This is a genomic window from Bartonella clarridgeiae ATCC 51734, assembly GCF_000518185.1.
Taxonomy (GTDB): Bacteria; Pseudomonadota; Alphaproteobacteria; order Rhizobiales; family Rhizobiaceae; genus Bartonella; species Bartonella clarridgeiae.
In genome coordinates this window covers 79,223-105,973 of record NZ_JADC01000009.1, presented here as the reverse complement: position 1 = coordinate 105,973, position 26,751 = coordinate 79,223, and the positions used below count along the sequence as shown (strand labels likewise).

The window sequence follows — 26,751 nt, the reverse complement described above, 5'->3', positions numbered from 1 at the left end:
TGGAACAATTAATAGAAGATATGCCAGCAAAAATGACCTATCGGGTTCTTGCTCGAAAATACCGACCTCAAAACTTCTCTGACCTCATTGGTCAAGAAGCAATGGTATGTACCCTCAACAATGCCTTTAAAACAGGACGTATTGCACAAGCATGGATGTTGACAGGGATACGGGGAGTAGGAAAAACTACAACAGCACGTATTTTAGCGCGAGCTCTCAATTATAAAACAAAAGATATTGATCAACCAACTACCCTATTCGATAAACTTGGTGAGCATTGTACACAAATCATTGAAGGTCGCCATATGGATGTTATTGAAATGGATGCTGCTTCGCATACTGGCATCGACGATATTCGTGAAATTATTGAACAAATCCGTTATCGACCTATTTCTGCACGTTATAAAGTATATATTATTGACGAAGTCCATATGCTCTCAACACAAGCATTTAATGGTCTATTAAAAACACTTGAAGAACCTCCTCCACATGTAAAATTTATTTTTGCAACAACAGAAATTCGTAAAGTTCCTATTACGATTCTTTCACGCTGTCAGCGTTTTAATTTACAGCGTATTGAAACAGCTGTTTTGGTCAACCATTTACGCCAAATTGCTCAATTGGAAGAAATTGAAGTACAAGATCAAGCATTATTTGTGATTGCCCGTGCAGCAGAAGGGTCTGTCCGTGATGCATTATCTATTTTTGACCAAGCAATTGCTCATGGTAATGGCAAAGTCGATGCTATTGCAGTACGAATAATGTTAGGATTAACCGATCAATCTCGAATTATTGATCTCTTTGAATCTATTATGAAAGGAAATATTGTTCATGCATTGCATGAATTACGCAATCAATACAATGCAGGTGCAGATCCCTTCGTTATATTAACAGAATTAGCTGATTTTATTCACCTGATCACACGATTACGTTTGACACCAGAAATAATAGAGAATTTATCATTTACAGAAGAGGAACGCTCAAGAAGTTTAGATTTTTCAAAAAAACTTTCTATTCCGATTCTTTCACGTAGCTGGCAAATGCTCCTCAAAGGCTTACAGGAAGTTAATCAAGCCGCCCATCCTATTCAAGCTGCCGAAATGTTATTAATTCGTCTTACCCACGTTGCTGATTTACCAACTCTCGATGAAGCTTTAACAAAGCTTATACAAGAAAAAACAACACCTATAATTGTTCAAAACCATTCTTCTCAAGAAATAATAAGAGAAAAAAACATTATAAAAACCGAAGTTGCGCATAACTATGCTTCCTCACCAATTTCAGATACACTGCAAAACCAATCTAATCTTTCTCAAAAACGTACAGAACACTTAAAGATTAAAACTTCTGAGAAAACGAACCTTTGTGATACGGTTGAAATTCGGGAAATTGTTCAAACTAATCAACCTGATGAAAATATAAAAAATTTATCTCATATTTCCCCCCAATCAGAAATAGAAACCACAGAGCAAAAACCCATCATCATAAACTCCTTACAGGATATTGTTGATCTGGCTGAACAACATAATGAAATACATTTTAAATTGTTGATCAAAGAATTCGTCCATCCTGTTTCTTTTGAACCGGAACATATTACGTTAAGACTTGCTGAAGAAGCTCCCCGTTCCCTTGAGCGTGATATAAAAAAAATGTTGCATCAATGGACTGGAAAACACTGTACTATAACTCTTGTTAATGAAGGCGGAGAGCCAACTTTACAAGAGAAAAGTATAGCTATACAAAAATCTCTTTTTTCTGATGCACAAACAGACCCTGATATTGCAAAAATTCTCAATAATTTCCCAGGAGCGAAAATCATTGATATTCGCTTCAATAAAAAAGAAAATGATCTTGATTTGATCCCTGATATTTTTAACACTGATAATAACACAAATGATGAATAAGGAAACCAATCCCTATGCGTGACATGATGAATATAATAAAAAAAGCTAAAGAAATGCAAACAAAAATGCAGCAAATTCAAAGTGAGTTGGCTACTCTGGAAGCAACTGGTATTGCAGGTGGAGGGCTTGTCAATATCACTATTAATGGTCAAAATACAATATCGTCAATCAAAATTGATACTTCATTGATGAATCCTAAAGACGTAGAAATTCTTGAAGATCTTGTTATAGCTGCCTATAACGACGCTAAAATTAAACTTGATGTAATCATTGAAGAAAAAACTAAAAGTGTAACTGCAGGAATGCCAATCCCATCAAATTTTCAATTTCCGTTTTTATAGACAAACTATATTAAATCTCTTGGTAATAATAGCATGTCTAAACATATTGCAGGTCCTGAAATTGAGCGCCTTATTCAGCTTTTAGCGCGAATACCAGGCCTTGGCCCACGTTCAGCACGTCGTGCTGCTCTCCATCTCATTAAAAAAAAAGAAACCCTGCTAGAGCCTTTAGGATCTGCTCTGCAAGAAACTGCAAATAAAGTTCGAATTTGTTCTGTTTGTGGTAATGTAGATACAAAAGATCCCTGTTCAATTTGTATAGATCCTCGCCGTGATAAATCAATAATTATTGTTGTTGAAGATATTTCTGATCTCTGGGCTCTTGAACGTGCAAAAATTTTACCAACACGTTATCATGTCTTAGGTGGACGATTATCTCCTTTAGATGGAATAGGCCCTGATGAACTGAATATCACTTCCTTGATCAACCGTGTTACCAATAACTCAATTACAGAGATCATCCTAGCTGTTAATGCTACAGTTGAAGGGCAAACGACAGCTCACTATATTACCGATCAACTTTCCCAGTTTTCCGTTAAAATTACCCGCCTTGCTCATGGAGTGCCAGTAGGTGGTGAACTAGATTATCTCGATGATGGAACTTTAGCTGCTGCCTTACGGGCAAGAACTAACCTTTGAAATTATTTACTTACCTATCATTTTCTTTGATAATCCCTAAATTCTATGATAGAAAATGAGCGTTCAGTTTAATGAGTAGGAGGGGAATAACTGAAATGTCGAATAAAAACTTATCTTTCCTAATTAATTTAGGAGGGGGGGTTTTAATCTGTACACTTATATCAGTATTCGCTTATGGTTTAGAAACCATAGAAAAGCAGCTTCGTGCAGAAGCATGGATTGAAACTCTTGTTTTAGCGATTTTATTAGGCTCTATTGTCCGCAGTTGTTCTTCTATTCCAGAGTATTTTGATAAAGGTATAAATTTTTGTGCAAAAACACTTCTCGAAATCGCTATTGTTCTTCTAGGAGCAAGCGTTAGCGTCCATACAGTACTTTCCGCCGCTTGGACTTTACTTGCGGGTATTATAGTTATTGTATTTCTTACTATTTTCATCAGTTTTGCTATTGGACGGCTTTATGGACTTTCTAAAAATTTAGCAATGCTTGTCGCCTGTGGTAATGCTATCTGTGGTAATTCAGCAATTGTAGCCACTGCACCTGTTATTAACGCGAAAAGTGAAGAAGTAGCTGCGTCAATTGCATTCACCGCTCTCTTAGGAGCTATTATTATTTTCATTCTGCCTTCTTTACAACCGTTCTTTAATTTATCATTTAACCAATATGGTATATTAGCAGGCATGACCGTTTATGCTGTTCCACAGGTTTTAGCAGCAACAACATCTATATCTTTTGTAACTGTTCAAATAGCAACTCTTGTTAAATTAGTGCGAGTTTTAATGTTGGGCCCGGTTATTTTTACTTTAGCAATTATCTATCCTCGGCCAGGACATCATCTACGCTTACATAATTTCATTCCATGGTTTATAATTGGTTTTATTATCATGATGCTTATCCGCTCAGCGGAACTTATTCCTACAACTGCTCTTACCCCCATCAATTTTATTACCCAACTTTTCACTATTATTTCAATGGCAGGATTAGGATTAAGTGTTGATATTCGTTCATTTAAAAAAGCAGGATGGCGTGTTATATGTGCTTCAATCAGCTCTATATTTGTCCTAAGTGTCTTCAGTATTCTTATGATAAAGCTCTTTAATTTTAATTATATAACATTTTAAAAAGTACATCATATACTTCACTTTCTTAAATATGGTTTGCAGAAAAATCTAAGACATTAAATCTGTTTCACACGTGTCTTTTTTCTGCGATAATATAAGCGCTATGCCCAAAACACATCTAAAAGAATTATATTATCCTAATGATCTAACCATTTTTTAATATTTCATAGATAAATAAAATTTCTAAAAACTAAAACTGATCTTTTATTTATCACTATATTCAGCTAAAAAGCGTTTATGCTTATTCTTGCCATAGATACTGCTTCAATTTATTGTGCTGTTGCACTTGTTCAGCATAAATCTGTTATTGCACGCATCAGTAAACGCATTGGCAAAGGTCATGCTGAGAAACTCATTGGTCAAATCGAACAGCTAACTAATCAAGCAAATATCAAGCTTGATCAGATTAATCGGATTGCCGTCAATATTGGGCCGGGATCATTTACAGGTATACGTATAGGTATTGCTACTGCAAGAGCTTTGGCCTTAGCGTTAGAAATCCCAGCGATTGGAGTAAGCTCACTTGAAGCATTAGCAGCACAAGTAGCCAATGAAAATACCACATTAATCATCTCTGTTGTCATTGAAGCCGGTAGAGGGATGTTCTATCATCAAAATTTCAACAAAAATCTTATAGCTTTAAGCATGCCAAGTTTAAAAACAACTGAAAATATTGTCGCAGATCTACCCCAACACACCATACTCACTGGCCCAGCTGCTGAAATTATTGCTCTACACATTAGAAACAATACTATAAACAAAAAAACTATACCAGATCACATTCCATGTGATGCAGCGGACGTCTTAACCTATGCACACCTGGCTGCAAATAAACAGCCTCACGAATCACCACGTCCTCTCTATTTACGCGGTGCTGATGCAAAACAACAAACTGATTTTGCTTTACCACGAAAACAATAAATGGCTAAATCTTCATTGACAAAAAAATTTTTTGTAATTGCACCATTACACTCTGAGGACAGTATTTTTCTTCATCAAATTCATAAAAATTGTTTTCCCCTAGCATGGACAAAACAAACATTTGAGACTTTTTTAAAAGATCATTCTATTTTTGGTTATAAAGCCCATCTCATTGAACAACCCCATCAAATTTTAGGATTTTGTCTTTGCCGTCTTATTCTTGGTGAAGCAGAAATTATAACGATTGCTGTTCATTCTAATAACCGTCAACAAAAAATTGGCTATTTTCTTATTGATCATATATTTCGTCATCTTTGTCGTGAAAGGGCAACGAAACTTTTTCTAGAAGTAGAAGAAACTAATCTTCCTGCCTTAGCCCTTTATAAACGATTTAAATTTCAAAAGATTGCTAAACGCCCAGCTTACTACCAAGCGCAAAATGGACTCATAGATGCAATCATCATGCAAAAAACTTTCAAGCAAATAGATTGAGATTCAAAAAAAAAACGTCTAGAAGCACAATATGAATCATCATACAAACTCTAAAAACATACTTCCCAGTGGCCCAAAAAAAGTTTTTATCAAAACTTATGGATGTCAGATGAATGTTTATGACAGCCAACGAATGAATGACAGTTTAAGTGCTCAAGGTTATATCACCACACAAACACCAAATGATGCTGACCTTATTCTGATCAATACCTGCCATATTCGCGAAAAAGCAGCAGAAAAGCTTTACTCTGATCTTGGTCGCTTGCAAATAATACGTCAAGAACGTACAAATGATAAACCTTTGATGATCGGTGTTACAGGTTGTGTTGCACAAGCCGAAGGAAATGAAATCTTACGGCGTGCACCGACTGTAGATTTTATCATTGGACCACAAATGTATCACCGCCTACCGGAACTGTTAAAACAAGTCACACAAGGAAAAAAAGTTGTTGAAACAAATTATGCCGTTGAAGATAAGTTTACCCATCTACCACCTCATAATAAACGAGCCGTGCAACAACGAGGCATTAGTGCATTTTTAACAGTACAAGAAGGCTGCGATAAATTTTGTACTTTTTGTGTTGTTCCCTACACACGTGGCGCAGAAATATCACGATCCGTTGAACAAATCACTAATGAAGCACATCAACTTATTGAAGCAGGCGTAAAAGAAATTACACTTCTTGGGCAAAATGTAAATGCATGGCATGGACAGAGTATCGATGGAAAAACTTGGCGCCTTGGTGATCTTCTCCATCATTTGGCCAAAATTGATGGTTTAAAACGATTGCGTTATACAACGAGTCATCCATGTGATATGGATGACAGTCTTATTGCTGCGCATCGAGATCTTGATATACTTATGCCTTATTTGCATCTTCCTGTTCAATCGGGTTCAGATCGCATCTTAAAAGCAATGAACCGACAACATAAAAGTATTCATTATCTTCATCTCATCGATAAAATTCGTGCTGCAAGGCCTGATATTGCTTTCTCAGGCGATTTCATTGTAGGATTTCCAGGGGAAACTGATGAAGATTTTGAAGAAACTATCAAGCTTATTAAACAAGTAGGTTACAGTTCGGCTTATTCTTTTAAATACTCATCTCGACCTGGTACAGTCGGCGCAACAATGAAAAACCATGTTGATGAAACAGTGAAAAATGCTCGCCTCCAGCATTTACAAACCGTTCTTCTTGACCAACAACATATATTTTTACATTCTAAAATTGGTCAAACAACCGATGTTCTCATTGAAAAAATTGGTCGTCACTCTGGGCAAATGGTAGGGCGCTCCCCTTGGCTTTTACCTGTTGTTGTAAATACACAAGCCTCTGTTGGAACTATTATAAAAATCCGTATTAAAAACGCAAGCTCTAACAGTTTTGTCGGTGAAAAAGCAGACATATATTAAAAAGCCTTATAATTCTATTTTAAAAATATAATCTTAAAAGCTATTTCACTTTTAAAGACAAGTGATTATATTAAAGCTATAACATAAACAAATAAGGAGTATGGGTTGAAAGCATCAACCAAAAAATCGAAACACATTCCAAAGATAAAAAGTGTCCCCTTCCAAAATACAGGTATTTCTAAAACAGCTGATACATTCAATATCAACCATGTTGTTTTAACTTTTGAAAACAACAACATTGCAAAAATAGTTTTTGGCAAATTTGATGAAAACCTTGCTTATATTGAAAAGAAACTCAAGCTTGATATCCGTCCACATGGTAATAAAATTTCAATCCGTGGAACAGCTACTGCTATACAACAGGCGCAATATGTATTAGATCAGCTTTATCAAAAAGCAAAAACACATCAAGAGCTTACTCTATCAGATACAGAAAGTGCGATCGCTATGGCAAATTTGCCCAATGAGCAGCAAAAAAAACTTCAAATAACTGAGCCTTCTGCAAAACATAGATTAGCACAATTTAATACCCATAAAAAAACAATCTATGCTCGTACCTTAACACAAGACGCTTATATGCGTGCTATGGAACATGCTGAACTTGTTTTTGGCATAGGTCCAGCAGGTACTGGAAAAACATATCTTGCCGTTGCTTACGCTGTAATGCTTCTAAAATGTGGTATTATTGAACGGATTATTCTTTCACGTCCTGCCATTGAGGCTGGAGAACATCTTGGCTTCCTTCCCGGTAATCTTAAAGAAAAAGTTGATCCATATTTACGCCCTCTTTACGATGCTCTGTATGATATGATGCCTGCTGAAAAAGTAGAACGCGTCTTAGCCTCTGAAGTTATAGAAATAGCTCCTCTAGCTTTCATGCGTGGTCGAACACTTGCTCATTCAGTGATCATTCTTGATGAGGCACAAAATACTACACCCATGCAGATGAAAATGTTCCTGACACGTCTAGGAGAAGGATCACGAATGATTGTAACCGGTGATTTAAGCCAAATTGATTTGCCTGCAGAACAAAAATCAGGCTTAGTAGAAGCAGTTCGTATTCTTTCAGATATAGAAAATATTACAATTATTCATTTCAATGAAAAAGATGTTGTGCGACACCCTCTTGTTTCTACCATCATTCGAGCTTATGATTATGATTTTGCTGAACAAAAAAAACAATATCGTTCCCATACTTTCCATAAAAAAAATGAGTGCAATTTCTTATGATTGCTATTGATATGACCATTGAAAGTGCTAAGTGGGGTGATGAGAAAATGCTTTATAACATCACTGAAAAAGCTCTAACTACCACATTGCAGCATTTATCACTAAATGAGGTAAGAAGTGAACTCAGCCTGCTTTTTACAGATGATAAACATATGGCACAAATTAATGCACAATGGCGCCATCAAAATAAATCCACCAATGTTTTATCCTTTCCTTCTTTTCCTCTTAAAGCTGGACAAAATCCTGGGCTTATGCTCGGTGATATCATCATTGCGCAAGAAACTATTATGCGGGAAGCAGAAGAAGAAAAAAAATCATTTCAGGATCATTTAACACATATAATCATTCATGGTATTCTTCATCTTCTTGGTTATAATCACGAAACAAATGATGAAGCTAATCAAATGGAAAAACTAGAAAGAGAAATACTGCAAAAGCTATCTATAAAAGATCCCTATACTAAATTGTTGTAAAATGATAAAAGTTAATTTTAAAATCAGAGTTACAAATAATAAGATTTAAGATAATTGATGAAGCTATTATAATTGAGAAAGTTTAGAAGATTTTTAAAGCTATGGCGGATAAAATTAATACACAAAATAATACTCAAATATCTTCTAATTCTGAAGAATATCCCCTACAACGAACAAGTCACACAAAGAAAAATTCATTGCTAGGTTGTCTATTTTCATTTTTACGTAGACGTAATCACACATTACTACGCGACGGTCTTACTGATGTACTCGCTGCTGATAATGAAAAAGGAACAGCACTTTTTTCTCCTGAAGAGCGTACTATGCTTCACAATATTTTATGCCTACGCGAAGCACGTGTTGACAATATTATGATTCCACGTTCTGAAATAGAAGCATTGGAAATCAACACTCCTCTTGGTGAAGCTCTTAAATTTTTTGCAAAAATTGGACATTCACGTATACCCGTATACGCCGAAACATTAGACGATCCACGAGGTATGATCCACATCCACGATATTCTTAATTATATAACTCCCTTTATTACCGGTTTCACTCAAAATGAACAAAAATATGACTCTTTGCAGTTAAGTCATACAGATTTACACCACCCTATCGGTGAACTAGACCTTATTAGAACAGTTCTATTTGTGCCTCGTTCTATGCTCGCAAGCAAATTATTAACACGCATGCAAACCACACGAACACAAATGGCTTTAGTTATCGATGAATATGGCGGTACAGATGGTTTAGTTTCTATGGAAGATATTGTTGAATTGGTCGTTGGTGATATTGAAGATGAACATGACAATACCGATAACGCTATCGTGCGCGAACCTGATAATAAATGGTTAGTTGATGCAAAAACTGAATTAAAAGATGTGGAAAAAGCTCTTGGTCCTGATTTTGTCGTGGGAGAATATGGTGATGACGTGGACACCATTGGTGGTTTAATCGTTTCTATTCTTGATCGCATTCCTTCAAAAGGTGAAATCATTGAAACTGTACCGGGTTATCGTTTCCGTATTTTAGAAGCTGATAAACGTCGAATTAAACGATTACGCATTTTTCGTATCCCAGAAAATGAAAATCTTAAGGAAAAACAGCCTTATAAGGATAGCTAAGTGTTGTTAAAGAGGCTGAATTTTTTCCTGCTTTCTATCATTGGTTGGAAACGACAAATATGTGTTTTTTTATGTGGTGCATTGACATCTTTTGCACTCCCACCCTTTTATTTAACACCCATTTGCTTTTTAACATTTCCCATCTTCGTTATTTTTCTCGATGAAATTAATACTATTCAAAACAACAAAAAACGCCTTTTGACAAATGCACTAATTTTTGGAAATTTTGGCTTTGGTTATTTTATTTGTAGCCTTTGGTGGCTAAGCAATGCTTTATTAATAGATCCGATTTCTTTTGCTTGGGCACTACCATTTTCTATTTTTTGTCTTCCTGCTTATCTTGCTTTTTATTGGTTTTTTGCTGGCATTATTGTTTTCTTATTATGGACAAAAAACATAGCACGCTTCTTTGTTTTAGCCTTTGCACTGGGATTAGCTGAATGGTTGCGTGCTATCCTATTGACAGGTTTTCCATGGAATGCTCTTGGTTATACAGCTATGCCCACCCCGATGCTCATGCAATCAGATATGATTGTAGGACTCTATGGAATGAATATTCTCGCTGTTTTATGCTATAGTTTACCAACTGTTTTATTAACAAATGAAAAAAAATTCTCAGCGCTTTCGCTCTGTTTTCTTATTATATTAACCCATAGTGGATTTGGATTTTATCGTTTGAACATAGCACCTAATATAGCAGAATACCACAATAGTAATCATTGGGTGCGCATCGTGCAACCCTCTATCCAACAAACCACAAAATTAAGCAATACAAAAAGAGAAGATATATTTGCAACTCATCTAAACTTAAGTATCAAAACAGCCATTAGTCAGAATCCAGAGCCTGATTTTATCATATGGCCAGAAGCATCCCTTCCCTATATTATTAGTAATTCATCTTCTATTTTTACAAAGAGCATTGGTTCTTTTCTCAAGCCCCAACAATGGGCCATTATCGGTGCCATCCGAACCGATGATACTTCCCCTGATACCCAAACACAATATTTTAATACAATTGCAGTCATTGATGCCAAAGGTGATATTCTTCACACATCTGATAAACTTCATCTCGTCCCCTTTGGTGAATATCTTCCATATCAAAATTTACTGAAAAAGATTGGATTGCATGCTCTCGCCGATACCATTGGTGGATACAATGCTGCCAATGTGCGAAAAACTGTTATGACGCCAAATGGATTTTCTTATCTTCCACTTATTTGTTATGAAGCTATATTTCCTAATGCAACAACTTTTAAAGGTCCTCCCCCTCAAGCAATTATCAATATAACAAATGATGCATGGTTTGGTAAAACACCTGGCCCATATCAACATTTTCAACAAGCACAACTCCGTGCTGTCGAATTAGGAATACCTCTTATCCGAGCAGCGAACAATGGAATATCAGCTGTTATTGATTCTTATGGAAGAATCATTTCCTCTCTTGGACATGATATTATTGACGTCCTTGATGCACCGATTCCACAACCAATTAACCACATCTGGAACAATAAATACAGAACATTCTCTACTTTCATCTTATTCATTCTTATGCTATTGTGTCGTATTAGTTTTGGTTCTACAAAACAGCTGAAATGATTGAGTACTTATGTACAATATCATGTTATGTGTACCAGTAACATCGAGAAAAGTATTACATATCATCTTCATTTATAATAAACTAACCTCACATGCACCTAATGTTTGTTTAGAAACAAAGCGCTGAAAATAAAGAGTTGCATTATGACCGAAACTAGAAAAAAACCTGATCCAATAGATATTTATGTTGGAACCCGTATTCGTTTACGTCGTAATATATTAGGCCTCACCCAAGAAAAACTGGGTGAAAAATTAGGTATCACTTTTCAGCAAATCCAAAAATATGAAAAAGGAACAAACCGTGTTGGAGCAAGTCGTCTTCAAGCAATTGCAGAAATTATGGATGTTCCAGTCTCTTATTTTTTTGATAAGGGAATTGGTATACAATCTGTAGAAGGTTTTGAAGAAAGCGATAATAATTTTATGAATTTTTGTTCCAGCAGTGAAGGTATTCAGTTAATGCGTGCTTTTACTAACATATCTGATGCTAAAGTACGTCGGAAAATTATCGATTTAGCAAAAGCCCTTTCTGAAGAAGATCACACCAATAAGCTATAAAATTATATTCTTTTTTTTTATCATTGACGATTTGCCATAGGATTGGCAAAGAGAATAAATTTGAATATACGACATATGAAATATCGGTTTCTTTTTTGAGAGAGTTCCCATGCCGCATCAAGATTATCTTTTTACAAGTGAATCGGTATCGGAAGGACATCCGGATAAAATTTGTGATCGCATCTCTGATGAAATCGTTGATATGGTCTACAGGGAAGCTCACAAAGCAGGAATTAATCCATGGTTAATACGAGTCGCTTGTGAAACTTTAGTGAGTGTCAATCGTGTTGTCATAACCGGTGAGTTACGTGTTCCCGATACACTTTTAAAAAAAGATAAAAATGGTCAATTTATACGTGATAAAGTTGGCTCCCCTATTATTAATCCTGCCCCTTTTCGCAAAGTTGTACGTCATGCTATTCGTATCATTGGCTACGAACAAGAAGATTTCCATTGGAAAACTGTTAAAATTGATGTTCTGTTACGTCCACAATCGGCTGATATCGCACAAGGAGTTGATAATGCCATTGATCGTCAAGGTGAAGAAGGAGCAGGTGATCAAGGCATTATGTTTGGATATGCTTGCCGTGAAACACCAGATCTCATGCCTGCACCAATTTATTATGCACATAAGATTTTAGAGCACCTTGCTATAGCCCGTCATAAAAAAGAAGGAGAAACAGGTAAACTAGGACCAGATGCTAAAAACCAAATAACAATACGATACAAAAATGGAAAACCTGCTGAAGTAACATCCATTGTTCTTTCGGTACAGCATCTTGATGAAACTTGGGATTCGAATAAAGTTCGTACAGTTGTTGAGCCTTATATCCTTCAAGCTTTACATGATATACCGATTTCTAATCAATGCAGTTGGTATATTAATCCAACAGGAAAATTTGTTATCGGCGGTCCTAAAAGCGATGCAGGATTAACAGGACGAAAAATCATTGTGGATACTTATGGTGGTGCTGCACCTCATGGTGGTGGTGCTTTTTCAGGTAAAGACACAACAAAAGTTGATCGTTCTGCAGCTTATGCTGCACGCTACCTAGCAAAAAATATTGTTGCAGCTGATTTAGCAGATCAATGCACTATTCAACTCTCCTATGCAATTGGCGTTGCAGAACCTTTGTCCATTTACCTTAACCTTCACGGAACAGGAAAAGTAGATGAAAGTGTCATCGAAGCTGCAATTCCAAAAATAATGGATCTATCACCAACAGGTATCCGAAAACATCTTGATCTCAATAGACCTATTTACGCGAAAACAGCTGCTTATGGACATTTTGGGCGCAAACCAGAAAGTGATGGTTCATTTTCTTGGGAAAAAACTAATCTAGTTGGAAAACTTAAAAAAATGATTAAGATACCATGACTGCACATAAAACACTCATGAATGAAGCATTTTTTGGTCGTCGAAAGGGAAAACGGCTACGAAATAATCAAATTAAACTTATAAACACGCTTCTTCCCACTCTTAACATTAATTTAAATGAACCTGCACCTTTAAAATTAACATCCTTATTCACCAATCCAGTAAAAGAAGTCCGACTTGAGATTGGTTTCGGTGGAGGAGAACATTTGCTTCATGAAATAAAATGTTTTCCAAATACCGGTTTTATTGGTGTAGAACCTTTTATTAATGGCATGGCAAAAATATTGTTATATATTGAAAAGCACAAAGAATATCAAAATCAGCTTCGTCTTTATAACGATGATGCAACGCATTTTCTTGATTGGTTACCAACAGCATCACTTTATGGAATAGATTTATTTTATCCTGACCCATGGCCTAAAAAAAAGCATTGGAAACGACGCTTCATTAATGAAAAAAATTTAAATCGTTTTGCTCGAGTTCTTAAAAAAGGTAAAAAATTCCGCTTCGCCAGTGATATAGATACCTATGTAAACTGGACACTCTATCATTGTGTACAACACGATAGTTTTGAATGGCTCGTAGAAAATCCTAAAGATTGGAAAATTCCCTATCCGCTGTGGCCAAGCACTCGATATGAAGCCAAAGCTCTATGTGAAGGTAGAACACCTACCTATCTTACTTTTATTAAAAAGTAAGAGATAAAATACTTTACTACAAATAACTTGTAAAATTTTCTGTTTAAGAGTATAATAATATAAATTTTTGGCCTTATGAGGAGTGGTCCATTTGGAGCCGCTCTTTTTTAATGTTTTTAATGTTGTAAGTTCGATAACAACTTGGATAAGCTATATGAACAAAATTGAAAAGGGCGATATTGATGAACCGCGTTTGTTTGAAGAAGACGGCATTGCAGCGCGTGTTGCCGCTCTTATTGCACCATTACTAAAACCTTTAGGCTTTCGTTTAGTTCGTATAAAACTTTTGGGTTTAAATGGTTTAACACTCCAGATAATGGCGGAACGGGCTAATGGCACCATGACAATAGAAGATTGCGAAACGGTTAGTCGGACTGTTGCTCCTCTTCTTGACATAGAAAACATCATTGAACGCAAATATCATTTAGAAATTTCATCCCCTGGTATTGATCGCCCACTCGTAAGAAAATCTGATTTCTTTCATTGGCAAGGACATCTCGCAAAAATTGAAACCAGTACCGCCATTAATGGGCGCCAGAAGTTCCGTGGTAAACTTATAAATGTTGCACAAAATGGATTTACTTTAAATATCGACAAGACGGCTGATGGAGAAGAAATGCATGAGTTTATTTCTTTTTCTAATATTACCAATGCACATTTGGTCCTTACCGATGAGCTTATCCGTGATACGTTGAAAAAAAACTATAACAATTAATATTAACATAACCACTGCCCTCATGTGGCATAAAAAAGGAGAGAATCGATGGCTATAAGCGCTAACAGGCTTGAACTTCTGCAAATTGCAGATGCTGTTGCACGTGAAAAGTCAATTGACCGTGAAATTGTCATTTCTGCAATGGCTGATGCTATTCAGAAAGCGGCGCGTTCTCGTTATGGCCAAGAAACCAATATCCGTGCTGAAATTAATTCTAAAACAGGTGAAATTAAATTACAACGTCTTCTTAAAGTTGTTGATATCGTTGAAGATTATACAACTGAAATCGCTTTATCTGATGCCTTAAAGCGCAAAAAAGATGCAAAAGTTGGTGATTTTCTCTCTGACCTTTTACCTCCAATGGATTTTGGACGTATTGCAACACAATCTGCTAAACAGGTTATTGTGCAAAAAGTACGTGATGCAGAACGTAATCATCAATTCGAAGAATTTAAAAATAAAATTGGTGAAATTATTTCTGGCACAGTCAAACGCGTAGAATACGGCAATGTTATTGTCGATGTAGGGCGTGGAGAGGCTATCGTACGACGAGATGAATTAATTCCTCGAGAATCTTTCCGTTATGGAGATCGCATTCGTGCATTTGTTCATGATGTACACCGTGAACCTAGAGGGCCTCAAATTTTCCTTTCACGCACACACCCTCAATTCATGGCAAAACTTTTTACTATGGAAGTCCCAGAAATTTACGATGGTATCATAGAAATTAAATCTGTTGCTCGTGATCCAGGTTCCCGTGCAAAAATCGCTGTTGTTTCACGTGATGGGTCAATTGATCCTGTTGGCGCATGTGTTGGAATGCGAGGAAGCCGTGTTCAGGCTGTTGTTGCAGAATTACAAGGCGAAAAAATTGATATTATTCCTTGGTCACCTGATGCTGCAACATTTATCGTCAATGCGCTACAACCTGCTGAAGTTTCAAAAGTCGTTCTTGATGAAGATGCCGAACGTATTGAAGTCGTTGTGCCTGATGATCAGCTTAGTCTTGCAATTGGTCGACGTGGACAAAATGTGCGTTTGGCTTCGCAATTAACAGGATGGAATATTGATATTTTAACAGAACAGGAAGAATCTGAAAACCGTCAAAAAGAGTTCACTGAACGTAGCAAACTTTTTATGGAAACTTTAGATGTTGATGAAATGGTTGGGCAAGTTATGGCATCAGAAGGTTTCACCTCAATTGAGGAAATCGCTTATGTCGATCTTGAAGAAATAACTTCTATTGATGGTTTTGATCATGACACTGCTTTAGAAATCCAAAATCGTGCACGTGAATATTTAGAATGTAAAGAAAAAGAACTCAATGAAAAACGTAAAAAGCTGGGTGTTTCAGATGAATTGCAAACACTTCCTGGTATGACAAATGCTATGTTAGTTGCTTTGGGTGAAGATGGTATCAAAACAATGGAAGATTTTGCGGGCTATGCCGTTGACGATCTAGTTGGATGGCGAGAATGTAAGGAAGGTCAAACACAAACTTTTCCTGGCATTTTAACCGCATTTGATATTACGCGTGCTGACGCAGAAACCATGGTCTTAGCAGCACGTGTGCAAGCAGGTTGGATAAATCAAACTGATCTTCCACAACATCCTGTAGAAGATGCAGTAATAGATAATTTGGATGTGGATACACTTTAATGAATGAGCGAACTTGTATTGTGACGAAAAAAAGTGCTTCAGCGGCAACGCTGATCCGCTTTGTCATTGATCCAAATAATCAAATTATCCCTGACCTTAAAGCTAACTTACCGGGACGTGGTATTTGGGTTTCTGCTCATCACGCTACTATTGAAGAAGCAGTCAAATGTAAAGCTTTTAGCAAAAATCTTAAAACAGATGTTAAGGTTTCTGAAGATCTTGCTCATATTGTGGATAAACTATTATTAAAAACTGCCCTTGGAAGCCTTTCTATGGCCCGAAAAGCAGGAGCTATTGTCACAGGGTCAACCAAAGTTGTTTCTGCTATCCGTTCTGGTCAAGTTATTCTTGTTTTTCATGCAAAAGAAGCAAAAGAAAATGGAAAACGCAAAATTTCGCAAGCCATCCATGCAATACAACAACAAATAAACCAGAATATAAAAACCATATCTTTATTTACAAGTGATGAAATGAGTATGGCTTTTGGGGCTAATCCTGTGATACATGCTGCCTTATTGAATACGAAAGCTGCAGAGGGATTTATCAAAACGATATACAAACTAATCACCTATCGTGAGGACAAATGTAATCAGCTTGGTACAATGACAGCAAAGGTCGTGAAGGAAATACAATGAGTGAAAACAATAATGACAAAATAACAGCTAAAAAAACACTGACCTTAAAACGATCAGGATTGGAAACCAGTACAGTCAAACAAAATTTCAGCCATGGTCGTACAAAAGCTGTGGTTGTCGAAACCAAACGACGCAAAATTACGCGCTCTGATGAAAAAGCTGAAGTACCACAACCGATTACTAAACCACATGTGGCTCAACGCACTAAACCAAAATTTGAAGAAGCACCACCCAGTAAACCTGTAGCCCAAAGTAATCTTTCATCAGCTGAAATAGAAGCGAGACGCCGCGCTTTAGAAGAAGCACATATCCAAGAAAAAATAACACGTAAAAAAGCCGAAAAAGAAAAACGTGACAAAGAACGTGAAGAGAGCTTGTATTTACAAACTCATCAAGAAACGCAAATATTACAAGAAAATAAAAGTGCCTTAGAGCAAATTCCAACTCATACTTCTGCACTCTCCCCAACAGAACCTATCGAAGTGATAGACGTAAAAGCATTAGAAATAGCTATCCCGCTCAAAAATATACCCCCAGCGGAAAAACGTATTACCAATGATAATGACAATGAAAACAGACATAACCGACGTGCTAATTCCTCTAAATCAGAAATACGTTCGCCTAAAGTTGTGAAAGGAGCCGATGAACGTCGCCGAGGAAAACTTACTCTCAATAGTGCGTTAGATGAAGAGGGAAGTGCACGTGGCCGCTCAATAGCAGCAATGCGTCGCCGGCAAGAAAAATTCAAACGTGCACAAAACCAAGAACCAAGAGAAAAAATTTCCCGTGAAGTTATTCTTCCTGAAACTATTACCATCCAAGAACTTGCTCAGCGCATGACTGAACGTTCTGTTGATGTTATTAAATTTTTGATGAAACAAGGACAAATGATGAAGCCTGGTGATATCATCGATGCAGATGTTGCTGAACTCATTGCTGTTGAATTTGGTCATACAGTTAAACGTGTTTCAGAATCTGATGTAGAAGATGGCATCTTCAATATCAATGATGATCTGTTAAAGATGCGCCCACGTCCACCTGTTGTGACCATTATGGGCCATGTTGACCATGGAAAGACCTCTCTTCTTGATGCTATTCGTAAAGCCAATGTTGTTTCTGGTGAAGCAGGTGGAATTACACAGCATATCGGTGCTTATCAGGTTGAGCAAAACGGTCAAAAGATTACCTTTATCGATACACCTGGACATGCCGCTTTTACAGCCATGCGTGCTCGTGGGGCTCAAGTGACCGATATTGCTGTTTTAGTAGTCTCTGCTGATGATAGTGTGATGCCACAAACTATTGAATCCATTAATCATGCAAAAGCTGCTGGTGTCCCCATTATTGTTGCCATTAATAAAATTGATAAACCAACTGCTGACGCACAAAAAGTACGTACAGAACTTTTGCAACATGAAGTTTTTGTCGAAACAATGGGTGGTGAAACTTTAGAAGTTGAAGTTTCTGCCAAAACCGGACAGAATCTTGATAAACTTTTGGAAGCTATTCTTCTTCAAGCTGAGCTTCTTGATCTTAAGGCGGATTCAGAGCGAACAGCAGAAGGTGTTATTATTGAAGCGAAACTTGATCGAGGACGCGGATCTGTTGCAACTGTTCTTGTCCAAAAAGGTACATTGCATCTTTCTGATATTATTGTTGCCGGCAATGAATGGGGACGTGTCCGTGCTTTAATTGATGATCATAGCCGCCATATTAAAGAAGCAGGACCTTCTACACCAATTGAAATTTTAGGTATGCAAGGTACACCACAAGCTGGTGACCGATTTGCTGTAGTGACAAATGAAGCAAAAGCACGAGAAATTGCTGAATATCGCCAGCGCCTAGCGCGTGATAAAGCCGTAGCCCGACAAACTGGTTCTCGTGGGTCTCTCGAACAGATGATGACAAAATTACAGACGACTGGTGTAAAAGAATTTCCACTTATCATCAAAGGAGATGTTCAAGGATCTATTGAAGCGATCGTTTCAGCACTAGAAACACTAGGGAATGAGGAAGTGCGTGCACACATTGTGCACTCGGGCGTTGGAGGTATTACTGAAAGTGATATTTCTCTCGCTGAAACTTCTCATTCTGCTATTATTGGCTTTAATGTTCGAGCAAATAAACAAGCACGAGATGCCGCTAAAATTCAAGGAATTGAAATCCGTTATTACAACATCATTTATGATCTTGTTGATGATATAAAAGCAGCTATGTCAGGATTGCTTTCACCAGAACAGCGTGAAACTTTCCTTGGCAATGCCGAAATTCTAGAAGTCTTTAACATTACAAAGACTGGAAAAGTCGCTGGCTGCCGGGTTACAGAAGGGAAAATAGAACGAGGTGCTGGTGTTCGTCTGATTCGAGATAATATTGTTATTCATGAAGGAAAGCTGAAAACTCTCAAACGTTTTAAAGATGAAATCAATGAAGTACATGTTGGTCAAGAGTGTGGAATGGCATTTGAAAACTATGATGATATCCGCACCGGTGATATTATTGAAACCTTCCGGGTCGAACATATTAGCCGTACATTATAAAGCCATCTATAAGCTTTATTCTCTATAAAAGTAAGAAAAATCTTTGAACTTAATATACAATGCTTTCATCTTTTCTTACCTTTTAAAAGAACAAAGGAAAGACAGTTTATAAAAGGTAATAATTTTGATAAAAAATATAGGCCCATCGCAACGGCAATTAAGAATAGGAGAACAAGTCCGCCATGCAGTAGCTCATATATTGCAGCGGGATGTTTTACTTGATGATGCCTTAAGAAATATTATTATCTCTGTCTCCGAAGTACGTATGTCATCAGATTTGAAAATTGCCACTTGCTTTGTTTCTCCTCTCAACACCGTGGATAAAACTTCGCATAATGCCATCATTAGCGCTTTAAATAAACATAGCCGTTTTATCCGCGGGGCAGTTAGCCATCAGTTACGACAAATGAAATACATGCCTATACTCCGTTTTCGATTTGATAACAGTTTTGACAATTTTGCAAAAATTGATGCCTTACTCCGATCACCTGAGGTTGCGCGTGATCTTCACCATAATGATAAACTTAAAGATTAAAAAACGTGACACGACAACGCAAAAAAAAAGGTCGTCCTATTTCTGGTTGGATCATCCTTGACAAACCCAAAGGAATGAGTTCAACAGCAGCTGTCTCAAAAATCAAATGGCTTTTTAATGCACAAAAAGCTGGACATGCTGGTACACTTGATCCACTTGCTTCTGGCATATTGCCTATTGCGCTGGGGGAAGCAACAAAAACTGTTCCTTATGTCATGGAAGGCACCAAAACTTATCATTTTCGTGTAGCTTGGGGAGAAGAGCGCTCCACAAATGATCTAGAAGGTAAAATTACTAAAACATCTCCAATACGCCCAACACAAGAAAATATTCTTACACTTTTACCAAAATATACAGGTGTTATTTGGCAAAAACCTCCACAATTTTCAGCAATTAAAATTGCTGGTAACCGTGCCTATGATTTAGCACGCAAGGGTGAAAATATTGAAATTCCGCCCCGCCAAGTCGAAATTAAAACGCTCAAACTCATCGAAACCACTGCCCAAGGACATTCGATTTTTGAAATGACATGCAGAAAAGGAACTTATGTACGCTCCTTAGCACGCGATATGGGATATGATCTTGGTTGTTATGGATATATTGTTGACCTACGCCGTATAAAAGTCGCACCTTTTGGAAAAAATGATCTCATTACATGGGATGAATTAAAAGCAGCAATGTCTCACAAAGAAACAACAAATGAAAATTGTACTCTACCTAAGAGAGATTTCTCTAAACTTGATCAATTATTGATTAAAACAGATGCTGCATTACATTACCTATCGCATTATACTCTCGATGAAACCCAAGCAATGCTTATAAAAATGGGTAATTCAGCACTTTTATTTGAGAAAAACGTCCTTATTGATGAAGAAAACGTTTATGTAACTTACAAAGACCAACTTCTTGCTATAGGTGCAATTGACAAAAATCAATTCAAACCAAAACGAATTTTCACAATTTAATGAACTGTTATTTCTAATGCTAGGTTCCTTGTGCGGAAGATTTTTTCTAGATTGATCAAAATACAGCTATTTTTTCTGCCTTATACTCAATTCTATACCATTCAAATTATTGATTATTAGACAATTTCAAACGCATCTCATTAATTTTTGGTACTGTTTGCCACTTAATCATACGATGCACCTTTATGCCATTGGATATGCGGTTTAACTTATCAAGATGTTTGTTAACCTCTACATCTGCTTTTGTGCGACGGCGATTATGACGCAAATAATCCACCCATGTTGGCATATGATAAGATTCTGTCCAATATTCTGGTCTTTCAAGATCACGCAAAAGAACCCACTGGCGAGCACCATCACGTATTCGAATATGGCGGCGACGTGTCATAATTTCTAGAAATTCTGCAAGATCATTTTCATTAATCTGATAATCAATCATAATCATAATTGGACCACTTTGTGCTTCTAAGTCTAATGAAAGATCTGGCTCTCTAAATTGATCAAGCGGTTCAAGATTAATTTGAGGAATTTCTTGAATTCTGAATTTAATACCTGTAAGAGCTCCACAAATTAAGAATATCGCGCAAACATTCAAAGCAACTGTTAAAGAATAGCCATCAGCCAATGCGCCCCAGATTGCACTTCCAACTGCCATACCACCATAAGATGCAGTTTGATAAAGCGCTAAAGCACGCGCAACAACCCAGCGTGGTGTAGAAAGCTGTACAGAAGTATTAAATAGTGATAATGCCCAAACCCAACATAAACCAGCAGGAAATAAAACAAAGTGACTTATAAACAACGAACGACTCATTGCCAAAAAAAAGCAAGAAAAAGAAAGTCCAACAAATGCACTTGTAACAATTATTTCTGACTTAAAATGGCTTCGTACAAACGAATTAATAATGCCAGCTGTAATGGCTCCGAGACCAAAACAACTAAGTAATGTACCATAAAGCAGTGCATTCCCCCCAAAAAAATCATGTACAACAATTGGCAATAGCGCAAAAACAGAAATAGCACCAACACAAAAAAGGAAAGCTCTTGTCATAATATTCAGAAGATTGGGAGACATTGCTACATAACGTAGACCATCTGCTACAGATCCCAAAAACCTCTCCCGTGGTAATGTATTGTTTTTATAATTTGGTTTCCATAAAAACAAAACGCCAATTAAAGGAATATAACTCAACGCATTGACAAAAAAAGCTGCAATACCACCCAAAGTAGAAATAATAGCTCCTCCAATAGAAGGACCTATACTGCGCATTAAATTCAAACCAACACTATTCAAACTAACGGCAGTAGAAATACTTTCTCGATTCACAATATCTCCTATTGTTGCTTGCCAAGAAGGATTATACAAAGCGCTTCCACATCCAATCAAAAATGTAAAGAATAAGAGAAGCCAGGGGGTAATTAGTTCCATATAAGATAAAATAACCAAATTAATTGAGACAATCATCATCATAATTTGTGCAAAAAGCATAATACGACGCCGATTAAAATTGTCAGCTAATGCACCTGCCATCAGAGAAAAGAAAACAAGTGGTAATGTCGTAGCACTTTGCACAAATCCTACCATAGAATGCGAAGAACTAATCAATGTCATCATCCAGCTTGCTCCAACCGTCTGTACAAGTCCCCCTAAATTAGCTACAAGAGTAGCAATCCACAAATTTCTGAATGTTGAATTATGAAAAATCTCTAATGTTGAAATCCTCTGCATCTTTTGTCTCCAAATCAGCAGTTTTTTCTTCTCTTTTAATGCATCATGTAAAGTTATAATCTTTTCTATCAATTAGAATAATAATTCTTTAAGAAACTTTCATAAAAAAATCTTAAAATAAATATTCCCAAATAAACTCATTTGCTGAAGAAAATCTTCAAGGACTAGTATTTTAACTTTATTTCCTATATAAGCATCAAAATAAGTAAGAGTTTTTTCTTCTCTTGTTATTTCATAGCCTTTGCTGGACGACATCTCGGCTATAGGTGTTTTTTCTCATTTTTTGAAAGGATGGTACGATGTCGATTACTGCTGAGCGTAAACAAGCTCTTATTACAGAATATGCAATTAAAATGGGTGATACAGGTTCACCAGAAGTACAGGTTGCTATTCTTTCTGAACGCATTTCTAATTTAACCAACCATTTTAAATCTCACAAAAAGGATAATCATTCCCGTCGTGGTCTTTTAAAGATGGTATCCCAACGCCGCCGACTTCTTGATTACCTAAAAGACATTGATCAAGATCGCTACCAAAAGCTTATCGAGAGACTAGGTCTACGCCGTTAAAGAAAAGTAGGTGATTATTTTCTCTATGAAAAATCATCCTTTTGTTTTAATATGCTGCTTGTAATCTGTAATCAAAGACTAATGAAGAATCGTGAGTAAGATTGCCGGATAAGTGGCATTCGATCTGTTACCTGTCTCTCTCTTTGCAAAAAATAGAAATATCTTGTTGTATTGCTCATAACTTTAAAACATAACGCAAAACCAGAATATAAATATTGGTCATTAAGGATAAAAAATGTTTAAAACCCATAAGGTAGAAATTGAATGGGCCGGTCGGCCACTTATCCTCGAAACAGGAAAAATTGCACGTCAAGCAGATGGTGCAATTATTGCTACATATGGTGAAACTGTTGTTTTGGCAACTGTCGTTTCAGCAAAAACTCCAAAACCAGATCAAAATTTTTTTCCGCTCACCGTTAATTATCAAGAAAAAAACTATGCAGTTGGTAAAATACCTGGCGGTTATTTTAAACGAGAAAACCGTCCAAATGAAAGTGAAACTTTGATTTCACGGTTGATTGATCGTCCAATTCGTCCTCTCTTTGTCGAAGGTTATAAAAATGACACACAGGTGATCGTCTCTGTTATTCAGCATGATCTAGAAAATAATCCCGATATCCTTGCTATAATTGCATCTTCTGCTGCATTAACTCTATCAGGTATTCCTTTTATGGGTCCAATTGCTGCTGCTCGTATTGGCTATTGTAATGGACAGTATATTCTCAATCCTAATATTGATGAGATGCCTGAATCAAAACTTGATCTTGTTGTTGCTGGAACAGAAAATGCTGTACTAATGGTTGAATCAGAAGCGCATGAGTTACCTGAAAATGTAATGTTGAACGCTATCATGTTTGGCCAAAAAAGTTTTCAACCTGTAATTAATGCCATTATCAAACTTGCCGAAGTAGCCGCTAAAGAACCTCGCGATTTTATTCCAGAAAATCTGTCTGTCCTTGAAAAAAATATGCTTAAAATGGTCGAACAGGACCTGAAAGACGCTTATACAATCACTGATAAACAAAAACGTCACACTGCGATTGATGTTCTTAAAGAAGAAGTCATCAATAAATTTATGCAGAAAACAGAAGAAAACTGCGAATTTAATACAGATCAGATTGCAACTGTTTTCAAACATTTGCAAGCAAAAATCGTTCGCCAAAATATCCTTGATACCGGAAAACGTATTGATGGGCGTAATCCTTCAGATGTTCGTGCAATTCAATCAGAGGTTGGTATTTTGCCCCGCACACACGGATCAGCGTTATTTACCCGTGGTGAAACACAAGCACTTGTCGTAACAACATTAGGAACTGGAGAAGATGAGCAATATATAGACTCCTTAACAGGTATGTATAAAGAAACATTCCTCCTTCATTACAATTTCCCGCCTTTTTCAGTAGGTGAAATAGGCCGTATTGGCTCTCCTGGCCGCCGCGAAATTGGTCATGGTAAACTGGCATGGCGCGCTATTCATCCCATGTTGCCGACAAAAGAATCCTTTCCCTACACCATTCGTACTGTATCAGAAATTACCGAATCAAATGGATCTTCTTCAATGGCAACCGTTTGCGGAACCTCACTAGCACTCATGGATGCTGGTGTTCCTCTAGCACGTCCTGTTGCTGGTATTGCAATGGGCTTGATTAAAGAAGGTGAAAAATTTGCTATTCTATCTGACATTTTAGGGGATGAAGATCACCTTGGTGATATGGATTTCAAAGTAGCGGGTACAGAAAACGGTATTACTTCTTTGCAAATGGATATCAAAATTGATGGCATTACTGAAGAGATTATGAAAATTGCACTTGCACAAGCTAAAGATGGTCGAATCCATATTCTCAATGAAATGGCAAAAGCCTTAACTAGTGCACGGAGTGAACTCAGCGAATTTTCTCCACGTATTGAAATGATGAACATTACTGTAGATAAAATTCGTGATGTTATCGGTTCTGGTGGTAAAGTGATACGGGAAATTGTAGAAAAAACTGGAGCTAAAATTAATATTGAAGATGATGGAACAATTAAAATTGCTTCTTCTGATCTAAAAACCATTGAAGCAGCAAAACATTGGATCCTTTCGATTGTTGATGAACCTGAAATCGGTGCTATTTATCAAGGAACGGTTGTTAAAATTGCAGAATTCGGTGCATTTGTTAACTTTTTTGGTTCACGCGATGGACTTGTTCATATCTCTCAACTTGCATCAGAACGCGTAGCAAAAACAACCGATATTGTCAAAGAAGGTGATAAGGTTTGGGTTAAATTAATGGGTTTTGATGAACGTGGTAAAATTCGGTTATCGATGAAAGTTGTCGACCAACAAACTGGAAAAGAACTTATCAATAATGACTCGATAAAAACAGAAAAAGACAATAATACTGATGAAAAGAATCCATCTGAAAAGAAACACCGTAGTAAGAAAAAAGAGGATTAATCTTATTTTCTTATTATTAAATAAAATGCCGTTCTAATATTGAAGAGGCATTTCTTTGAAAGAATAAAATGTGTCTCTGTTTTTGCCTTTTGAAATCTATGATCTCCCTAAACCTTATTCGAACCAACATTTTCTAGGTTTTGGTTTAACCGAAATTCCTGATCAAGAGTGGATAAAAAACCTTGAAATTGTAACCCCTTGGCGACCGGATTTTTTAAAATTTACCAATGCTAAATTTCGATGTAGCCCCCAAATAAATCAAACTATGATCTATGATGGAGCACTGCTACAACTTAGTAAATATCGTGATCTCAATCACAATCGTTTTCTTGATCTACTAGAACGAGTCAAACCTGGTGGATGGATCATTGTCAGTGGGGAAAAAACTGTTGGTTCTGCCTCAATAATGAAATGGATTAAAACTATTGTTCCTATTAGTAAAAAATTATCCAAAAATCATAGCCATGTTTTCTGGATTCAAGTGCCACAACAAATAGATAAACAAAATCTCACTCATTTTCGTTCATCACCACTCAGTTTTGAAAATAAATTTCAAACTACTTCTGGTATGTTTTCTCACGGCCGTATTGATCCGGGATCTGCTGCACTTGTACCTTATATACAAAAAGTCATTTCTGGAAAAACAGCTGATTTTGGAGCTGGTTGGGGATTTCTTTCTTACACTGCACTTAAAGTAAGCAAAAACTTAACCACACTCGACCTTTATGAAGCGGACTATAATGCTTTAGAAACAGCAAAAAAAAATATGAAACACATAACAACCTCTATTCCAATTAGCTTTTATTGGCATGATCTTGTTTGTGAGCCTATCAAAAATCTTTATGACACAATCATTTCAAATCCACCATTTCATACACAAAAAGCGACAGATATCTCATTAGGAAAGCATTTCATTACAAATGCTGCAAAATATCTTAAACCTAAAGGTCACTTTCTTCTTGTTGCAAACCGTCATCTTCCTTATGAAAAATTATTAAAGAAACTCTTTCGCACAGTTTTTATACATGAAGAAGTTCATGGTTTCAAAATTATCGAAGCACGTCGATAGATCAAAATA

At 36.6% G+C, this 26,751-nt stretch carries 24 protein-coding genes; 23 read left to right on the top strand and 1 reads right to left on the bottom strand.

Annotated features, from left to right (window positions below; translation table 11 throughout):
• Positions 1-20 precede the first annotated feature (20 nt).
• The 20 genes from T420_RS0100875 (at position 21) to truB (ending at position 20,938) form a co-directional block, all read left to right on the top strand.
• On the top strand, positions 21-1,904 hold the full coding sequence (locus tag T420_RS0100875; protein WP_423775985.1) for a DNA polymerase III subunit gamma/tau: 1,884 nt from the start codon (positions 21-23) through the stop codon (positions 1,902-1,904).
• 14 nt (positions 1,905-1,918) lie between these two features.
• A complete protein-coding gene (locus T420_RS07435) occupies positions 1,919-2,245 on the top strand; it encodes a YbaB/EbfC family nucleoid-associated protein (protein WP_013544526.1) in 327 nt (108 codons plus the stop codon).
• Positions 2,246-2,278: 33 nt separating this feature from the next.
• Complete coding sequence (recR, locus tag T420_RS07430) at positions 2,279-2,884, top strand: recombination mediator RecR (protein WP_013544525.1); 606 nt, start codon at positions 2,279-2,281, stop codon at positions 2,882-2,884.
• Between the two features lie 95 nt (positions 2,885-2,979).
• The gene (locus T420_RS0100860; protein WP_013544524.1) at positions 2,980-4,005 is read left to right on the top strand and encodes a YeiH family protein; all 1,026 of its coding nucleotides are present in this window, start codon (positions 2,980-2,982) and stop codon (positions 4,003-4,005) included.
• A 237-nt stretch (positions 4,006-4,242) separates the two neighbouring features.
• Positions 4,243-4,926 (top strand): tRNA (adenosine(37)-N6)-threonylcarbamoyltransferase complex dimerization subunit type 1 TsaB, encoded by a 684-nt coding sequence (gene tsaB, locus T420_RS0100855; protein WP_013544523.1) that lies wholly within the window; start codon positions 4,243-4,245, stop codon positions 4,924-4,926.
• On the top strand, positions 4,927-5,418 hold the full coding sequence (gene rimI, locus T420_RS0100850; RefSeq protein WP_013544522.1) for a ribosomal protein S18-alanine N-acetyltransferase: 492 nt from the start codon (positions 4,927-4,929) through the stop codon (positions 5,416-5,418).
• A gap of 31 nt (positions 5,419-5,449) precedes the next feature.
• Positions 5,450-6,832: a tRNA (N6-isopentenyl adenosine(37)-C2)-methylthiotransferase MiaB gene (gene miaB / locus T420_RS0100845; protein ID WP_013544521.1), complete on the top strand. Its 1,383-nt coding sequence runs from the start codon at positions 5,450-5,452 to the stop codon at positions 6,830-6,832.
• Between the two features lie 105 nt (positions 6,833-6,937).
• Positions 6,938-8,062 (top strand): PhoH family protein, encoded by a 1,125-nt coding sequence (locus T420_RS0100840; RefSeq protein ID WP_013544520.1) that lies wholly within the window; start codon positions 6,938-6,940, stop codon positions 8,060-8,062.
• Positions 8,059-8,535 (top strand): rRNA maturation RNase YbeY, encoded by a 477-nt coding sequence (gene ybeY / locus T420_RS0100835; RefSeq protein ID WP_013544519.1) that lies wholly within the window; start codon positions 8,059-8,061, stop codon positions 8,533-8,535. The genes T420_RS0100840 and ybeY overlap by 4 nt, the downstream gene beginning before the upstream one ends.
• A 101-nt stretch (positions 8,536-8,636) precedes the next feature.
• Positions 8,637-9,659 carry a hemolysin family protein gene (locus tag T420_RS0100830; RefSeq protein WP_013544518.1) on the top strand — a complete coding sequence of 341 codons (1,023 nt, stop codon included), beginning with the start codon at positions 8,637-8,639 and terminating at the stop codon, positions 9,657-9,659.
• A 3-nt stretch (positions 9,660-9,662) separates the two neighbouring features.
• Positions 9,663-11,255 (top strand): apolipoprotein N-acyltransferase, encoded by a 1,593-nt coding sequence (gene lnt / locus T420_RS0100825; RefSeq protein ID WP_423775986.1) that lies wholly within the window; start codon positions 9,663-9,665, stop codon positions 11,253-11,255.
• A gap of 144 nt (positions 11,256-11,399) precedes the next feature.
• The gene (locus T420_RS0100820) at positions 11,400-11,813 is read left to right on the top strand and encodes a helix-turn-helix domain-containing protein (protein WP_013544516.1); all 414 of its coding nucleotides are present in this window, start codon (positions 11,400-11,402) and stop codon (positions 11,811-11,813) included.
• Positions 11,814-11,922: 109 nt separating this feature from the next.
• Positions 11,923-13,191, top strand: a complete 1,269-nt coding sequence (metK, locus tag T420_RS0100815) for a methionine adenosyltransferase (RefSeq protein WP_013544515.1) — start codon at positions 11,923-11,925, stop codon at positions 13,189-13,191.
• Positions 13,188-13,889, top strand: a complete 702-nt coding sequence (gene trmB, locus T420_RS0100810) for a tRNA (guanine(46)-N(7))-methyltransferase TrmB (RefSeq protein WP_013544514.1) — start codon at positions 13,188-13,190, stop codon at positions 13,887-13,889. The genes metK and trmB overlap by 4 nt, the downstream gene beginning before the upstream one ends.
• A 154-nt stretch (positions 13,890-14,043) precedes the next feature.
• Positions 14,044-14,604 (top strand): ribosome maturation factor RimP, encoded by a 561-nt coding sequence (gene rimP, locus T420_RS06800; RefSeq protein ID WP_049785198.1) that lies wholly within the window; start codon positions 14,044-14,046, stop codon positions 14,602-14,604.
• A 48-nt stretch (positions 14,605-14,652) separates the two neighbouring features.
• Positions 14,653-16,263 carry a transcription termination factor NusA gene (gene nusA, locus T420_RS0100800; protein WP_013544512.1) on the top strand — a complete coding sequence of 537 codons (1,611 nt, stop codon included), beginning with the start codon at positions 14,653-14,655 and terminating at the stop codon, positions 16,261-16,263.
• A complete protein-coding gene (locus tag T420_RS0100795) occupies positions 16,263-16,898 on the top strand; it encodes an RNA-binding protein (protein ID WP_013544511.1) in 636 nt (211 codons plus the stop codon). The genes nusA and T420_RS0100795 overlap by 1 nt, the downstream gene beginning before the upstream one ends.
• Positions 16,895-19,438, top strand: coding sequence for a translation initiation factor IF-2 (gene infB, locus T420_RS0100790; protein WP_013544510.1), 2,544 nt, complete (start codon positions 16,895-16,897; stop codon positions 19,436-19,438). The genes T420_RS0100795 and infB overlap by 4 nt, the downstream gene beginning before the upstream one ends.
• Positions 19,439-19,565: 127 nt before the next feature.
• On the top strand, positions 19,566-19,973 hold the full coding sequence (gene rbfA, locus T420_RS0100785; protein ID WP_026501056.1) for a 30S ribosome-binding factor RbfA: 408 nt from the start codon (positions 19,566-19,568) through the stop codon (positions 19,971-19,973).
• Positions 19,974-19,978: 5 nt separating this feature from the next.
• Positions 19,979-20,938, top strand: a complete 960-nt coding sequence (gene truB / locus T420_RS0100780; protein WP_013544508.1) for a tRNA pseudouridine(55) synthase TruB — start codon at positions 19,979-19,981, stop codon at positions 20,936-20,938.
• A 106-nt stretch (positions 20,939-21,044) separates the two neighbouring features.
• On the opposite strand, the gene T420_RS0100775 is transcribed toward truB, so the two are convergent.
• Positions 21,045-22,667: an MFS transporter gene (locus T420_RS0100775; protein ID WP_013544507.1), complete on the bottom strand. Its 1,623-nt coding sequence runs from the start codon at positions 22,665-22,667 to the stop codon at positions 21,045-21,047.
• A gap of 299 nt (positions 22,668-22,966) precedes the next feature.
• Between T420_RS0100775 and rpsO the strand changes: the two genes are divergently transcribed.
• The 3 genes from rpsO to T420_RS0100755 all read left to right on the top strand — a co-directional run bounded on the left by rpsO (position 22,967) and on the right by T420_RS0100755 (position 26,742).
• Positions 22,967-23,236 carry a 30S ribosomal protein S15 gene (gene rpsO / locus T420_RS0100765; protein ID WP_013544505.1) on the top strand — a complete coding sequence of 90 codons (270 nt, stop codon included), beginning with the start codon at positions 22,967-22,969 and terminating at the stop codon, positions 23,234-23,236.
• Between the two features lie 235 nt (positions 23,237-23,471).
• The gene (gene pnp, locus T420_RS0100760) at positions 23,472-25,673 is read left to right on the top strand and encodes a polyribonucleotide nucleotidyltransferase (RefSeq protein ID WP_013544504.1); all 2,202 of its coding nucleotides are present in this window, start codon (positions 23,472-23,474) and stop codon (positions 25,671-25,673) included.
• 70 nt (positions 25,674-25,743) lie between these two features.
• A complete protein-coding gene (locus T420_RS0100755; RefSeq protein ID WP_013544503.1) occupies positions 25,744-26,742 on the top strand; it encodes a class I SAM-dependent methyltransferase in 999 nt (332 codons plus the stop codon).
• Positions 26,743-26,751: the final 9 nt, after the last annotated feature.